Annotated in this window: 17 protein-coding genes, 1 tRNA gene and 1 pseudogene; 17 read left to right on the top strand and 2 right to left on the bottom strand. The window is 45.5% G+C overall.

Annotated features, from left to right (window positions below):
* The first annotated feature begins 3 nt into the window (after positions 1–3).
* From H6F63_RS20685 to H6F63_RS20670, 4 genes are all read left to right on the top strand, one after another.
* Entirely contained in the window at positions 4–1308 is a 1305-nt protein-coding gene (locus tag H6F63_RS20685) for a hypothetical protein (protein ID WP_190639352.1), read from the top strand.
* Positions 1308–1982 carry a hypothetical protein gene (locus tag H6F63_RS20680; protein ID WP_190639351.1) on the top strand — a complete coding sequence of 225 codons (675 nt, stop codon included), beginning with the start codon at positions 1308–1310 and terminating at the stop codon, positions 1980–1982. The genes H6F63_RS20685 and H6F63_RS20680 overlap by 1 nt, the downstream gene beginning before the upstream one ends.
* Positions 1979–2437, top strand: a complete 459-nt coding sequence (locus H6F63_RS20675) for a hypothetical protein (protein WP_190639350.1) — start codon at positions 1979–1981, stop codon at positions 2435–2437. The genes H6F63_RS20680 and H6F63_RS20675 overlap by 4 nt, the downstream gene beginning before the upstream one ends.
* A 466-nt stretch (positions 2438–2903) precedes the next feature.
* A complete protein-coding gene (locus H6F63_RS20670; RefSeq protein WP_190639349.1) occupies positions 2904–3593 on the top strand; it encodes a hypothetical protein in 690 nt (229 codons plus the stop codon).
* 23 nt (positions 3594–3616) lie between these two features.
* On the opposite strand, the gene H6F63_RS20665 is transcribed toward H6F63_RS20670, so the two are convergent.
* On the bottom strand, positions 3617–3775 hold the full coding sequence (locus H6F63_RS20665; protein ID WP_190639348.1) for a hypothetical protein: 159 nt from the start codon (positions 3773–3775) through the stop codon (positions 3617–3619).
* Positions 3776–3927: 152 nt separating this feature from the next.
* Here H6F63_RS20665 and H6F63_RS31145 point away from each other — a divergent pair, with 152 nt between their 5' ends.
* The 10 genes and pseudogenes from H6F63_RS31145 (at position 3928) to H6F63_RS20625 (ending at position 10409) form a co-directional block, all read left to right on the top strand.
* Positions 3928–4134 carry a hypothetical protein gene (locus H6F63_RS31145; protein ID WP_347276821.1) on the top strand — a complete coding sequence of 69 codons (207 nt, stop codon included), beginning with the start codon at positions 3928–3930 and terminating at the stop codon, positions 4132–4134.
* Positions 4131–4400, top strand: a pseudogene (locus H6F63_RS31140) (hypothetical protein). The gene H6F63_RS31145 and the pseudogene H6F63_RS31140 overlap by 4 nt, the downstream one beginning before the upstream one ends.
* On the top strand, positions 4375–4602 hold the full coding sequence (locus H6F63_RS20660) for a hypothetical protein (protein WP_190639347.1): 228 nt from the start codon (positions 4375–4377) through the stop codon (positions 4600–4602). The pseudogene H6F63_RS31140 and the gene H6F63_RS20660 overlap by 26 nt, the downstream one beginning before the upstream one ends.
* A gap of 73 nt (positions 4603–4675) precedes the next feature.
* A complete protein-coding gene (locus H6F63_RS20655) occupies positions 4676–4876 on the top strand; it encodes a hypothetical protein (protein WP_190417924.1) in 201 nt (66 codons plus the stop codon).
* Between the two features lie 989 nt (positions 4877–5865).
* A tRNA-Leu gene (locus tag H6F63_RS20650) sits at positions 5866–5932 on the top strand.
* 68 nt (positions 5933–6000) lie between these two features.
* On the top strand, positions 6001–6384 hold the full coding sequence (gene rplL, locus H6F63_RS20645; RefSeq protein ID WP_190639346.1) for a 50S ribosomal protein L7/L12: 384 nt from the start codon (positions 6001–6003) through the stop codon (positions 6382–6384).
* Positions 6384–6818, top strand: coding sequence for a hypothetical protein (locus H6F63_RS20640; protein ID WP_190639345.1), 435 nt, complete (start codon positions 6384–6386; stop codon positions 6816–6818). Before rplL ends, H6F63_RS20640 begins: the two co-directional genes overlap by 1 nt.
* Before the next feature lie 232 nt (positions 6819–7050).
* Positions 7051–8484 (top strand): hypothetical protein, encoded by a 1434-nt coding sequence (locus tag H6F63_RS20635; protein WP_190639344.1) that lies wholly within the window; start codon positions 7051–7053, stop codon positions 8482–8484.
* A gap of 143 nt (positions 8485–8627) precedes the next feature.
* Positions 8628–9290 (top strand): translation elongation factor Ts, encoded by a 663-nt coding sequence (gene tsf / locus H6F63_RS20630; protein ID WP_190639343.1) that lies wholly within the window; start codon positions 8628–8630, stop codon positions 9288–9290.
* Between the two features lie 294 nt (positions 9291–9584).
* Complete coding sequence (locus H6F63_RS20625; RefSeq protein WP_190639342.1) at positions 9585–10409, top strand: hypothetical protein; 825 nt, start codon at positions 9585–9587, stop codon at positions 10407–10409.
* Positions 10410–10573: 164 nt separating this feature from the next.
* On the opposite strand, the gene tnpA is transcribed toward H6F63_RS20625, so the two are convergent.
* On the bottom strand, positions 10574–10969 hold the full coding sequence (gene tnpA / locus H6F63_RS20620; RefSeq protein WP_190639341.1) for an IS200/IS605 family transposase: 396 nt from the start codon (positions 10967–10969) through the stop codon (positions 10574–10576).
* Between the two features lie 131 nt (positions 10970–11100).
* Between tnpA and H6F63_RS20615 the strand changes: the two genes are divergently transcribed.
* The 3 genes from H6F63_RS20615 (at position 11101) to H6F63_RS20605 (ending at position 13319) form a co-directional block, all read left to right on the top strand.
* Positions 11101–11898: a vWA domain-containing protein gene (locus tag H6F63_RS20615; protein WP_190639340.1), complete on the top strand. Its 798-nt coding sequence runs from the start codon at positions 11101–11103 to the stop codon at positions 11896–11898.
* Positions 11899–12140: 242 nt separating this feature from the next.
* Complete coding sequence (locus H6F63_RS20610; RefSeq protein WP_190639339.1) at positions 12141–13001, top strand: TlyA family RNA methyltransferase; 861 nt, start codon at positions 12141–12143, stop codon at positions 12999–13001.
* A 75-nt stretch (positions 13002–13076) separates the two neighbouring features.
* Positions 13077–13319, top strand: coding sequence for a hypothetical protein (locus H6F63_RS20605; RefSeq protein ID WP_190457407.1), 243 nt, complete (start codon positions 13077–13079; stop codon positions 13317–13319).
* Positions 13320–13338 lie beyond the last annotated feature (19 nt).

The raw sequence follows: 13338 nt of genomic DNA, 5'->3' as shown, positions 1-13338 counted from the left end.
AAAATGGCTCTACAAAATACTATTAATAGATCGCTTGTTGCCGGAACAAAAACCGCGTTAGGTGGCGATGCTCCCGGCGATTTATATTACAGAGATCCGTCCGGGTTACTGACCAGGCTTCCAATAGGAACCCCTGGACAACTACTCTCTGTTTCGGGTTCTAACTTCCCCTCATGGACTGCTGCACCGAGTACGCACACCCAGAACACGGACACCGGAACAACCAGCAGCTTTTTCCAAATAGATTCCGGGAACGTTGGCCCACGGCTTAAAAATAGCGCCGGGGGATTGCAAATTAGGAATGCTGGAGATACAGCATTTGCAAACCTAGAAGCCCTAGATTTAATCATCAACGGGAATCTGGTTGTCAACGGCACGACAACGACAATAAACTCAGCCACTCTCACGGTTGACGACATTAATATAGTTCTCGGCGACGTTGCCCCTCCGACCGATGCCACGGCAAACGGTGGTGGCATCACTCTAAAAGGAGCAACCGATAAAACTATTGTCTGGGATAGTTCCAATACGAACTGGACTTGCTCCGAGCATTGGAATCTTCTCTCAGGGAAGAGCTACAAAATCAATAATGTCAACGTCTTAACTGCAACAGGATTAGGTTCAACTGTTGTTAGCTCATCATTGACTTCTGTTGGAACAATCACCACAGGAACCTGGAATGGAACCAACATTGCTGTCGGTAATGGCGGTACAGGAAGGAACACGGGCGGAACAGCTTATGGATTGATTGCAGCAGGAACTTCCGCCACTGGAACACAACAAACAGTCCCTACGGGCACAGCATCACAAGTTTTAATTGGCGGCGGCGCTTCGGCATTGCCTAGCTGGGGGTCTTTAAACCTAGCTTCGATGGTTACGGGCAAATTACCCCTGGCTAACGTTGCTAACGGGACGGCACTCCAACAAATTCGAACCAATTCATCTGCGAACGCATTAGAGTTCTTTACTCCTGATCCGTTTGGAATGCCTCTTGTCGCTGCTTCGGCATCACTAACAGCCGCAATTAATACGCGATACGTCTGCGATGGAGCAACCCTGGTAACGCTCACACTTCCAGCAACTGCACCAGCCGGGAGCGTGATTCAAGTAATTGGACGCGGAGCCGGAGGCTGGAGAATAGCGCAACCAGCAGGTATAACAATATTCGCTGGAGATGTGAGTACAACTGCTGGAACACCAGGTAGTGCGAATTCAACCCACCAAAGAGACTGCCTGACGCTGACTTGTATCATCGCCAATACAGAGTGGGTGGCTGAGATCAATCAAGGAAACGTGGACTTTATCTAATGCCATTTCAGAATGCGATCAACAATAGGGCCAGACAGCCATTCTCCTTGGCTTCCTACACTGTGGCGGGACTCCCAGCAGCTTCCCAAAATCAGGGCGCGATCGCATGGGTTACGGATGGCGATGGCGGCAATAGACGCATGGTATGGAGCGATGGCTCAAATTGGCGCTATGCCTACAACAACGCAATAGTTTCAGTGTCTGCATCCTCCGGATTATCAGGGGATTATATATTAATTGCCGACGAAAAAGCTAGTGGAACTCATGGAGGCAGCTTCACTTCTGGAGCATGGCAAACTCGGATTCTAAACGTAAAGAAAAGCGACACAGGAAATAATGCAAGCTTGTCCAGCAATCAAATAACATTGCTTTCCGGCTCTTATCGCTGCAAGATTTCCGCTCCCGCTTACTACGCTTCAGTACACAAAGCACGGTTAAGAAATATTAGCGATAACTTAACGGCTGTAGTTGGATCAAGTGAACAAACCCAAGACGCTGGGAGCGGAGTACAAACCAGAAGTTTTATTGTTGGAGTGTTTACCATTACTAGCAGTAAGGCTTTTGAAGTTCAGCATCGTTGTGGCAGTAACGCCCCCACTACCGGGTTAGGAGTAGCAAGCAACTATGGAGAAGTTGAGATTTATACCATAGCTGAATTCTGGAAAATTTCATGAACTGGAAACTAAGTAGCAACCCGAAACTAATAATTAACCTAGACAACGAAACTTTTTATCCAATTGAGAATGAAGAGTTTCAAAAGTTTTTAAACAACGGTGGCAATCCCATCTCAGCAGATCCAGAAGCAAAAAAACCTGATTGGGGTAAATTTCGCTTCTCTCTTGGTGGAAACTTTGCATTCAGGAGAATGAGGTTGGCGCTCAAAAGCTCGCTTGATGGCGACGAGGCGATGCAGAATGCCGTATATTTCACTCTGCTTGAATCACATGAGTGGGCATATTTATGCGCCTACTGGAATACAGCATGGTATTTCTGTCCCACAGTCAGCCGGCCTAACAAACTTGAGACATCTGACTGGAATTTGCTACTTATCGAATGCGGATTAGATCAATATGTCAGTTTTTTGGCAGACGGGCAAATGGTAGAAACCGCCTTGGTATCACATTCTTAGATAACTGTCAAATAAAGATGCGTAAATCCGCATAAAACATACTACAGGATGTATTAGCCAAACTATTTGTCATTCGCCAAACTATTTGTCATTGGCTGGACAATCTATCTGTCCCTCCATATACAGGTGATACCTGTAAGGGTTCGATTCCTTCATCTTCTGTTTACCCACCGGAAGCCGAGAAGCGAGGCACTGTGCTGATAACGCAGAGGTAGAAGGGGCAGTACCTTCCCGGTGGATTGCTCATAAGCAGACCGCAAGTGCGGGATAATATTACCAATAGGGGAGTTAAACTGTAGCTGCGGCACAATTAATAGTTAGACGCTTTTGGTTATCTGTGAGGATGGTACTTTGAGATGATTGGTGGGTAGCCTAAGCCTGTTTAGGGCATCGGTAGAAGCTACAAAGTGGAAGTAGATCTGAATTACCTATTTCATTTAGGGTACTGAGAGGTTATCCGTCAAGCATGAACACCGAACAAAAGAGTTTGTTAACGACACTTGGTATAGGAGCAGCGGTTACTCTGTTTCTATTCTCGATTGGATTTGGTGCAGGATGGTTTACCTCCCCCAATTCAACTTCTTATAAAGACGAAAAGATAAAACGTGAAAATTTAGAGCAAGTAGTCTTAAAACTGACAGCAGAGAATGAAAGGCTAAAGGCGGATTTACAGGGTGGTCGAACAGCTTCTGAAGAACAGTTGTCTCTGGAGAAAAGAGGGCAAGAACTAGCTAGGCGCGAACAACTTTTAGACAAACGTGAAAACGATCTAGAGAGCAGAGTTCAAGATTTTAATTCTACTGTTAGAACGACAGGAGAAGAGGTAGGACAAGCATCACAGATTCAGAAGGATTATGAAGACACGAAACAGCTACTGAGAGAGGTTACAAATTCAAGAAACACATGGCAAATTTCGTCAGTAATATTGCTTGTTGTCTCACTAATAGCTGGCTTGTTTATTTTTGACTACATCCGTAAGCTCCGATACTCAAAATGGAGTTTGGAGAAAGTTATAGAAGTGCTGCGAGGTAAATTCAACAATCCGTCTGTATCTGTGGAGGAAGTGAAAAGTGTAGTTGATGCATTTACACAGCTATCAGCTCAAACTTCAAAGGCTCTACCTCCTAGCAACAAACCAGAAGAAGCTGCAACATGAAATGAGATGCAGTTGCCAAGCGTCTAACAACCCTGTTGCAGCGGAGACGAACGAAAGCCACTGTGGGGATGCAAAGGATGCTTGCCGCCGCTCAACGGGAACGTTAGCGCACCAATTATGCGATCGCACCATAACTTCTGCAAAACTTGTGTAGAGAGAGTGCGATCGCGCTTACCTTCCATCTCGCTTCAAGCGTTCGACTTTGCTTTGGGGTTATCGGTCACTGATGAGTTTAGCTGTTAGCTTTCAAGGATGCGATCGCTGTATATTGCTATGATGCCTCTTAGAGGATTACCTACCTTTTGGAACCAGGACTGAATTACTTCAGCGCGTCATCGCAGAGCTTGAGAAACTGCCACAGGAAGAGCAAGATGCGATCGCTACTCGTCTTCTAGCTGAATTAGAAGATGAACGGGCATGGAAAGTCCGCTTTGAATCCACTACAAACGAGCAATGGGATCGTTTAGCCCAAATGGTACGTCAGGAAATCGTTGCTGGTGATACCACTCCACTCGATGAAGTTTTTCCGCCTAAGCAATGAAATCGAGTGTAACAAAAGCATTTCGTAAGCAACTCAGTCAGTTACCTGAATCGGTTCAGGAACAGGCTACCAAAGCATAAGCTCTCTGGCGATCAGACCCTTATCAAAACAGTCTTCAGTTCAAACGGGTTAGTCAGCGTCAACCTATTTACTCAGCTCGCGTTGGACTGAACTACCGAGTTCTCGGTTTAGTGGAGGAAGATCATATTTACTGGTTCTGGATTGGGACTCATGCAGAGTATGACGAGTTGCTTGGGCGGTTGTAGTGCGATCGCCCATCGTCATAGCTTGAGTTGGCGCAAGGAAACCCAACCTATACTTCTGCTTTGCATATACGCCAATACGAGTTTAGCTGTTAGCGTTCCAAGGATGCGATCGCTTGCGCCGATACCAAAGGGTATGGCTTGCTTTCAGGATGAAAGAAAGAATTTTTTCCATCCCCTTGACAATCATGTATTACAATTGTAGTATATAAATTAAGGCAAACAAATCAAACCTGTTTAATACGCTTTGCCAACCAGCTTTTAAGGAGGTGTCTAAAATGGTTCACATTCGTTTTGAAGGTCGTTCCTACGACATCGCAGAAAATCAACTGGGTGTGACGGCTGGAATGAACGACAAAGCCGTTAAGGAACGCCTCGCACAGCATTTTGATGTTAGACGCGATCGCTTAGAAACATACGTTATTGAGCGTCGTCCTAGCGGCGATCTAATCATCCGTCCAGAAGCCGTATACGGCTAGATAAAAACTTTCACTCCGTGTCCCGATAGAAGAAGCATACACTCTTTTCGTAACTATAACGGCCCTAAGGTAGCGATGTTCGGGCGACCGACTAGCGAAGCATTCTAAGTCTCACGTTAGATGAAGTTTGCGCGTCCACTGCCAGGTGTAAACCTGGTAAGAACGGCAGATGTGAAATAGCTTTTTCGACTTGCATGGAGCAACCTTTTAAAAGCTTTTCCCGCGCCCTAATTTGTGAAGCATACACACATTCCCGCTACGACCGGGGAGGTAGTGGGTACTCTTCGAGAAGGCTTCGCCTACGATTCCCACCAGCTGCATTAAAAGCGGCTGTAGCTCAATGGATAGAGCGCCAAAGTGAAAACAGCTTTGCTAACTTGTGCGGGATTAAAAATTACAAATCGTGGGTGTCGATGGCACGCGCCCCGACTTTTGAAGCATACAAACTGGTAACGTTCGGGACACCGAATTGTAGGTTCAATTCCTACCCTCTCCGCCTTTTGGAGAGGTGTAAAAAAAGCTTCTTAGACTTGCGTGTAGCCTCCCATATTTCTCCACAAATGCAGAGAAAAATATCCACTTCGCACCCTAACTGAGAAAGCTTACATACTAACTCTGTGGTAGAGTGATCGACTCTTAATCGATAAGTCGGGTTCAACTCCCGAAGCAGCTTTCTGAACTTGTGCGAGGTGACAATTTTTTCAAAAACAGATTGCAAACTAGATAGTGTCTTTTATGGATACTCAGCTTTAAATTTTGTGTTTCGCGCCCTAACCTGAGAAGCATACCTACATTTCCCGCTTGATAAGCGGGAAATGTAGGTATGCGCTTACGCGCAGGCTACGCCAACGATTCCTAGCGCTGCCATTATTTGGCAGTGTAGAGTAACGGTAACTCTCCAGTGAATAGCTTTTTAAACTTGTGCGGGACACTCATTATTTCTAATTGTCAAAATTTCCACTACGCGCCCTAATCGATAAAGCTTACATACTAGCTCATCTGGTTAGAGCACTTGACTCAGAATCAAGCAGTGACGGGTTCAACTCCCGTGTATATCCGAACAGCTTTCTCAACTTGCGCGTAGTGTCAATATTTCATTTCTAATTATGAGGAGGAGTATAACAATGTCTGTAAAAACACTTGATATTTTAGAACAGTTGAAATCTTTAACGCTAATTGAGACTGCTGAACTGGTTACGCAAATTGAAAATACTTTCAGAGTTGATGCTTCTCCTCGCCAGTGGACAGTGATTACTGAGGAAAAGGAAGACAAGTCTGAAAAACCACCAGTACAAACTGAGTTTGATGTGGTTCTGGAGGAAGTTCCTGCTGATAAGAAAATTGCAATCCTCAAAGTTGTACGGACTTTGACAGGATTGGATCTGAAGGCAGCAAAAGACTTTGTTGAGTCAGCGCCGAACGTGGTGAAGGAAGCGATCGCTCTCGCCGATGCCAACGACATCAAGCAACAACTGGAAGCAGCAGGCGCAAAAGTTTCTCTCAGTTAATGGCGGTTGTGAAATACCAATCAGTCGGTGAGATAGAAAATCTAATTGCGGCATTCGAGAATTGCACCTTGCCACGAAGCGAGTGGAATCATCGCGCACACTTAACTGTTGCATTATGGTATCTCACTCGTTACTCGAAGGCAGAAGCGACGAATTGCATACGCGATCGCATCCAGCACTACAACAATGTGAGTGGCATTCAAACCAGCAACGACAGCGGCTATCACGAAACCATCACTCTATTTTGGATTCGGATAATCGGTAGATATCTGCCGATTGCAAGGCAAGATTTCTCCCTCCTAGATATTGCGAACGAGTTTATCAAAAATTACGGAAAAAAGTCTTTTGCCTTACAATACTACAGTCGCGATCGCTTAATGTCTTGGCAAGCTCGGATAAGTTGGACTGAACCGGATTTGAAACCTTTAGATTAGCAGGGATGACAGTCTCTTGCTTGGCGAATTATAATGGCAGTTGTCGCCGCGCCCCAATCGGGTGAGCTTACATACCTACAAAAAACCAAATGGTGCGTACATAGGTTAGTACGCTGCAAGCCTGAGACCTATAGCAGGCATAAATAAAGCTCTCCCAACTTGCGCGGCACCAAATTACTTGCGTGCGACATCTGCCTCCTCAACACTTCAAGATGCAATGGAGGTAGTTGCAATGAATACACTAGAACGCGACTTGCGTTTGGAAATGCTCAACAGTCTGCTGACTACACCACACCGGGAATTGGGTAAGGTAGCAGAAGTGCATAAGATGATGGTCGAACTTGACCCCATCTTTTACGGACACCTGGCTGTATGGTATCAGCGTCATGGGGATGTGCGCGACCACAAGGAAGTTTTTGTCGGTAATTTGCTGACCAGCAGCTTGAACGAACATCGCGGCGCGGGTTTCATGATGCTACAAGAATTTCCGCCTTACCAGGTGGCGCGGATTGTAGACTTTATGAAGCAGCATCAGCAAAAGTTGCCACGTTCGGCGCGGACTGCGGTGCGGCGATATTTGCAGGAACGGGAGAAGAATGCTGCGTTTTTTGATCGCGCTGCGGTGCGGGGACGCAAGGCGATGAAGCATCTTTATGCAAGTTTGCACATACGCCCTAGCGATCGCGCTAACGCCGTACTATTCAAAGATGCACCGCCTGAAGATAGTCTTGCGTTTGCACTCAAGCAACTTGCAAAAGCAGAGACACCAGAAGCACAAGCACAACTGATTGCAGAACACAAAATTCCTTACACTGTCGCTATTGGTGCGGTGAAGGAAGTAACGCCAGAGGTACTGATGGCGCTGGTTAACGCCATGTCACCGCAGGAGGTCATTAACAACCTCAAGTCACTCCAAGCGCGAGGTGCGATGGAAAACGCTGAGGTGAAGGTGTTGATTGATGCAAAACTGACAGAAGCTGCAACAAGCGATCGCGTGTCTGCATTCAAAGCGATGAAAGCCGCAGGTGTCGCCAATGTCGATGATGCAACTGTGGCGCAGCTAGAGCAAGTTGTTAACGAACAGGTAAAAAAGCGGGGTAAGATTACCAAGCCTACCGCCTTGTTTGTAGACAAAAGTAGCAGCATGACTGAGGCGCTGGAAGTCGGAAAGCAAATTGCAGCTTTGATTTCTGGAATCAGCGAAGGCAATTTATTTGTTTATGCTTTCGACACCAAAGCTGTTGAAGTAAAAGCACAAGGTAAGGCGCTATCAGATTGGGAGAAAGCTTTCCAAAAGTTGTTTCCCGATGGTTGCACTAGCATCGGCGCATCGCTGGAAAAGATGCGGCAAAACAAACAGTCGGCAGAACAAATCATCATCGTTACCGATGAAGGCGAAAACAACGCCCCTTACTTCAACACAGTTTATCCTCGCTACTGCGAAGAATTGAAGGTTGTGCCGAATGTAATTATTGTTAAAGTCGGCAATCACAGCAACTACTTAGAAAGGCAGTTGCAGCAATCTCAAGTACCGCTGGAAACATTCACCTTTGCAGGTGATTACTACTCGCTGCCGAACTTGGTGCCATTATTGTCTCGTCCATCTCGCCTTGAGTTGTTGATGGAAATTTTAGAGACACCATTGCCAGTGCGAATTGATAACTAGATCGGCTCAATTGTAGCGCCATAGTAGCGTGAGAAAACCTAACCCCTAACCCTCGTAAGGAACGGGAAGAAAAAAGCCCCTCTCCTCGCAGGAGAGGGGTTGGGGAGAGGTCAACAAAATTATTAGTCAAGGAGGAATCAAACATGGTGGAAATAACTGCAAAAGCCGTCAAAGAACTGCGCCAACAAACAGGTGCAGGCATGATGAATTGTAAAAAGGCGCTGGATGAAACCAATGGCGATATGGCGAAAGCGATCGCATGGTTGCGGCAAAAAAGTATGAGTAGAACATGCGACGGAAGCCATCGTATTTCGGCAGAAGGAATTATTGACAGCTACATTCATACTGGCGGTAGAGTCGGCGTGCTAGTAGAAGTGAACTGCGAAACTGATTTTGTAAGTCGCAGTGAAGTATTTCAAAACCTGGTGCGAAACATCGCCATGCAAATTGCCGCTTGTCCGAACGTGGAGTATATAAAGGTAGCAGACATTCCGGCTGCAATTGTCCAGAAAGAAACACAAATCGAAATGGGACGCGATGACTTAACTTCCAAACCAGCAAACATCAAAGAAAAAATTCTTCAAGGACGAATTGAAAAACGCCTGAAAGAAATGTCTTTGATGGATCAGCCTTACATTCGCGACCAAAGTATCGTGGTGGAAGAACTGGTGAAGCAAAGCGTAGCTCAACTCGGCGAAAATATCCAAGTGCGTCGCTTTGTCCGCTTTAACTTAGGCGAAGGCATTGCAAAGCCTGAAAGCAACTTTGCCGAAGAAGTCGCTGCACAAATGGGCGGTAGGGAATAAAGCTGACAGTTTATACTTGTGGGGTGGGCATCTTGTCCGCCCTACTTGCTGGAGAAGAAACCCAAATAGCAATCACTTGAAATGCTTAACGGGTATTCAAAAAAGGGAAACCGAGACTGAAAGTTGTCGGATGAGCATAACTTACTTGGAAAGCGATCGTGCTTAGAGGTGTTCATGGAAATTCTGGAGACACCATTGCCAGTGCGAGTTGATAATTAGGTTAGTTTAATAGTAAGGTGGGCAATCTTGCCCACCTTACTAAAAACTTGTCTTATAATTTTCTTCATATAAGTAATGACAGAAATAACAGATTCTTCGAGTGGTAACAATTTCGTCTTGGGGCTTGAAGATAATGCGATGGACTCCCTTGAGCATTCCGTTGAGCATTTGTGCGCTGCTGAAAGGGATACTGACCTTAAGTACACAGTCCTTCACATTTTTCATGCAACGGAGTTATTCCTCAAAGCACGACTTGCGAAAGATGGTCTTGAACAGATTTATAAGAACAAGAAAGTAGAACCTGATGGTTATACGGTCGATTTTAAAAATATAATAAAACGCCTACATCAGATTGGGGTTTGTTTATCAGAACAGGATAAAAGTGATTTAGAGTTCCTACGAAAGGTAAGAAACTCCATCGAACACTATGAATTTGCTGGCGATTATGAGCAGATTGAAAACTACGTCGGTCGGGCTATGCGTTTTTTGAAAATATTCCTTTATAAAGAACTAGGACTTGATCTTCAAAATGAACTCACAGAGCGTACCTACGAAGCACTGCTAAATGCCTTCGGCTCCTATGCCGAACGAATGGCAGAGCATAATATCTCACTGCATCCTAAAGACTATGGAGTAGAACATGATTTGCTTTTGTGTGAGCAATGCCATAAGGAGGCAGTCGCTTTTCCCGATCCAACCTCAAAGGATAGGACTGTCCATTGCTTCCGTTGTGAAGTCCGCTACTTTGTAAAATTCTGCTTGCGATGTGAATGCCTCATTCTGTCACTAATCGAGCCAGGAGAAACCACAGCTCAAGATTTCGGCGATGACTTCAATGAGGATGAGGAAGGATGGTTTTGTGATAGGTGTATAAAGGAAATAGCCGAGCGCGATTATTAGAGCCTCGGCTAATATAATTCGCGGCTACACAAACATAGTCTGCCTTCGCGGACTATCGGAAAATTGAGAATCTTGAAACCCGCGAAGGCGGGTTGAGCCTGTGTAGCTGCGGTTTCAACCGCTCAGACAAATCAGACAAAAATAAATTATTTAGGAGTCAATTCTCAAGTAGAAATAGTTGATTTCTGTTGGTGATGAATCGCCTGGTCTCGGATGTAATCAGCCGCTTTATCGATAGCATCATGGCTGATAGTAAAAGCCCCGTAGCTGCCTTGCCATTTAAAGAATTCACCAGGTTTAATTTCGTGAGTAATTAGATGAGAAGAACTACCTTTAACTTGCTTAACTAAATCAGATACAGCCAGTGTAGATGGGAAACTCGTCAAAAGATGGACATGATCTTCAATACCACCAACAGCGATCGCTGTGCATCCGAGTTGTTTACACTGTCTAACAATGGCTGCATAGATTACCTTCTGGATATCCGGCGTAATTATAGGCAATCTATCCCAAGTAGCCCAAACAGAATGGAGATACAACTGCGTGAAATTCGACCTCATCTGCCCTCAACCTAAATCTGCAAATTTTCAACCACGATTATCGCATTTAGTCCGCGCAGGCGGACTTCGTTTGTGTAGCCGCGAATTCCATTCGCCGGGTAATTTTTTAACTAAAATAGGCGAAACTAATTATGAAAAAAGGTCTTAATCATGTTGATGTGTGCTTTGTAATTGATACAACTGGCAGTATGGGTAGTTTCATCCAAGAAGCAAAACAGCAATTGTTGGATACAATTCGCCTGCTATCTGCTGACAGTGATATCGATTTGCAAGTCGGTTTAGTAGAATACCGCGATCACCCTCCACAAGACACCAGTTTTGTAACTCGCATCTATCCGCTGACTGCAAAGTTGCAGGAGATGCAGAAGAACATCAACAAACTAGAAGCTAATGGGGGTGGAGATCATCCGGAAGCTGTTTATGATGGTGTTCAGGATGCGGCTAACCAGATGAAGTGGAGACGCAACAGTTGTCGCTTTATTTTGTTGGTGGGTGATGCACCGCCACACGGTTTCCATGCAGATCGCGATGCTGAGGGCTTCACGCATACCGATCCGGCGCGATATCCTAATGGTTTAACGGTGCAGTCGGTAACGGCGGCGGCGGAAAATCAGCGGGTAACGGTTCATGCGCTGTGTATGGGAAGCGATCGCGCTACGTTGCAGTCGTTTACCGCGATCGCACTTGGCACGAGTGGGCAATGTGCCTCTGTCCGCAATGCTAAAGATGTTATCAGTCAGATGGTAGCTATGCTAACTAGCGAATTCCGCAACTTGGAATTTGACGGTAAAGTATTAGATACCGTACAGCGTCTTGGTTCTCTAGATGTCAGCGCTACTGCTGAAACTCTCGCTTGTCCAAGACTGCAAGTTGCATCTGCGATCGCACGACTTGGAAAGCGTGGTTTTTTGGATGCATTAATTGTCTAGGTAATGCTTGCGTGCCCTAACTTTTAGAGCATACATACTGCGTACGAGAGGATAAGTATCCGTGGCTTCGACTCGATCGAAGCAGCGAACGTGCGAGGAAGGGGCGAAGAACCTGGGAGGTAAGCGATTAAGTAGCTATCCTTTAAATAGTGTGTAATAACTAACCAGCGGAGTTACTTTTCTGATTGCGATCGCTTTGCTCTATTAACTTGCATGCAAGCAATCCCTAATATATATAATTAATGGCGAAACAACGACTCGACACCTTATTAGTAGAACTTGATTTATGCGCCTCCCGACAGTTAGCACAGCGGCTAATTCGGGCTGGGGAAGTAATGGTAAATCAGCAAGTCATTGATAAGCCGGGAACTGAGGTAGAAACCGAGGCGCAAATTAAAATTAAAGAGCGATCGCGTTTTGTTTCTAGAGGCGGGGAAAAACTTATCCATGCTTTAGAAGAATTTGGCATTCCTGTACAAGATCGGATTTGCTTAGATGGCGGAATTTCCACTGGCGGATTCACCGATTGTTTGCTGCAAGCTGGGGCAAAAAAAGTTTACGGGATTGATGTCGGTTACGGACAAGCTGACTGGAAATTACGCAACGATGCGCGGGTAGTGTTGAAAGAACGGACTAATCTGCGCTATCTCACACCAGAGGAATTGTACGGTGATGAACAGCCAGCAGATTTAACAGTTGTAGATGTTTCATTTATTTCCCTAACCAAAATTCTCGATGCTTTGTGGCAATTAACGCAGCCTCCCAGAGAAGCGGTATTGCTAGTAAAGCCGCAGTTTGAAGTCGGGCGCGAACGTGTTGGTAAAAAAGGCGTAGTCCGAGATACTGACGATCAGGCAAATGCAATTTTTCAGGTATTGCAAACAGCCCAACAATTAGGATGGAATTATCGCGGCTTAATTTGGTCGCCAATAACTGGCCCAGCTGGGAATATCGAGTATTTGTTGTGGTTAGGAATGGAGAACGCTACACCAGCTATAGACTCCACCCCCGTTAATCCACAGGGGACTAAGCTGAGCTTAGAGGAGATTAAACAAATTACTCAAGCTGCTGCATCTCACTTTCGGAATAATTTAAAATCGTAAATTTTTCTGTCATCTTTGTTACTGTTTCTCTAGATTCAGGTGAAATGAAGACAGAAGCATTCAGAGGGCGATCGCATGAGTACCGAAGAACAAGCACGGGGATTGATGGCACAACACCGTCAACACAAAGAACACTTGCATGATTCGATGTTAAGTCGTGCGGAAGCGGCGGAACCCGAAAACGCCCACACCCAGGAACAGGCGCGAGAATTGATGGCGCAGTACCGTCAACATAAGGAACACTTGCACGATTCGATGTTAAGCCGTGCGGAAGCTGAAATTGGTGTTCCCCAGGAAACTACCGACACTTCTGAGTAGCAACGCTTGCTTCTAAATT

This window comes from Trichocoleus sp. FACHB-40, assembly GCF_014695915.1.
GTDB lineage: Bacteria > Cyanobacteriota > Cyanobacteriia > Cyanobacteriales > FACHB-T130 > Funiculus > Funiculus sociatus.
Note: the sequence above shows the minus strand (reverse complement) of the source record. Positions and strands in the feature narration are given on the sequence as shown.

What these genes read in the sequence shown, in the direction of transcription:
- H6F63_RS20685 (WP_190639352.1), top strand. Translation starts at nt 4, where the DNA reads ATGGCTCTACAAAATACTATTAATAGATCGCTTGTTGCCGGAACAAAA.
- H6F63_RS20610 (WP_190639339.1), top strand. Translation starts at nt 12,141, where the DNA reads ATGGCGAAACAACGACTCGACACCTTATTAGTAGAACTTGATTTATGC.
- H6F63_RS20655 (WP_190417924.1), top strand. Translation starts at nt 4,676, where the DNA reads ATGGTTCACATTCGTTTTGAAGGTCGTTCCTACGACATCGCAGAAAAT.
- H6F63_RS20635 (WP_190639344.1), top strand. Translation starts at nt 7,051, where the DNA reads ATGAATACACTAGAACGCGACTTGCGTTTGGAAATGCTCAACAGTCTG.
- H6F63_RS20670 (WP_190639349.1), top strand. Translation starts at nt 2,904, where the DNA reads ATGAACACCGAACAAAAGAGTTTGTTAACGACACTTGGTATAGGAGCA.
- H6F63_RS20615 (WP_190639340.1), top strand. Translation starts at nt 11,101, where the DNA reads ATGAAAAAAGGTCTTAATCATGTTGATGTGTGCTTTGTAATTGATACA.
- H6F63_RS20675 (WP_190639350.1), top strand. Translation starts at nt 1,979, where the DNA reads ATGAACTGGAAACTAAGTAGCAACCCGAAACTAATAATTAACCTAGAC.
- H6F63_RS20640 (WP_190639345.1), top strand. Translation starts at nt 6,384, where the DNA reads ATGGCGGTTGTGAAATACCAATCAGTCGGTGAGATAGAAAATCTAATT.
- rplL (WP_190639346.1), top strand. Translation starts at nt 6,001, where the DNA reads ATGTCTGTAAAAACACTTGATATTTTAGAACAGTTGAAATCTTTAACG.
- H6F63_RS20660 (WP_190639347.1), top strand. Translation starts at nt 4,375, where the DNA reads ATGACGAGTTGCTTGGGCGGTTGTAGTGCGATCGCCCATCGTCATAGC.
- H6F63_RS20680 (WP_190639351.1), top strand. Translation starts at nt 1,308, where the DNA reads ATGCCATTTCAGAATGCGATCAACAATAGGGCCAGACAGCCATTCTCC.
- H6F63_RS20625 (WP_190639342.1), top strand. Translation starts at nt 9,585, where the DNA reads ATGACAGAAATAACAGATTCTTCGAGTGGTAACAATTTCGTCTTGGGG.
- H6F63_RS20665 (WP_190639348.1), bottom strand. Translation starts at nt 3,775, where the DNA reads ATGGAAGGTAAGCGCGATCGCACTCTCTCTACACAAGTTTTGCAGAAG.
- tnpA (WP_190639341.1), bottom strand. Translation starts at nt 10,969, where the DNA reads ATGAGGTCGAATTTCACGCAGTTGTATCTCCATTCTGTTTGGGCTACT.
- H6F63_RS20605 (WP_190457407.1), top strand. Translation starts at nt 13,077, where the DNA reads ATGAGTACCGAAGAACAAGCACGGGGATTGATGGCACAACACCGTCAA.
- tsf (WP_190639343.1), top strand. Translation starts at nt 8,628, where the DNA reads ATGGTGGAAATAACTGCAAAAGCCGTCAAAGAACTGCGCCAACAAACA.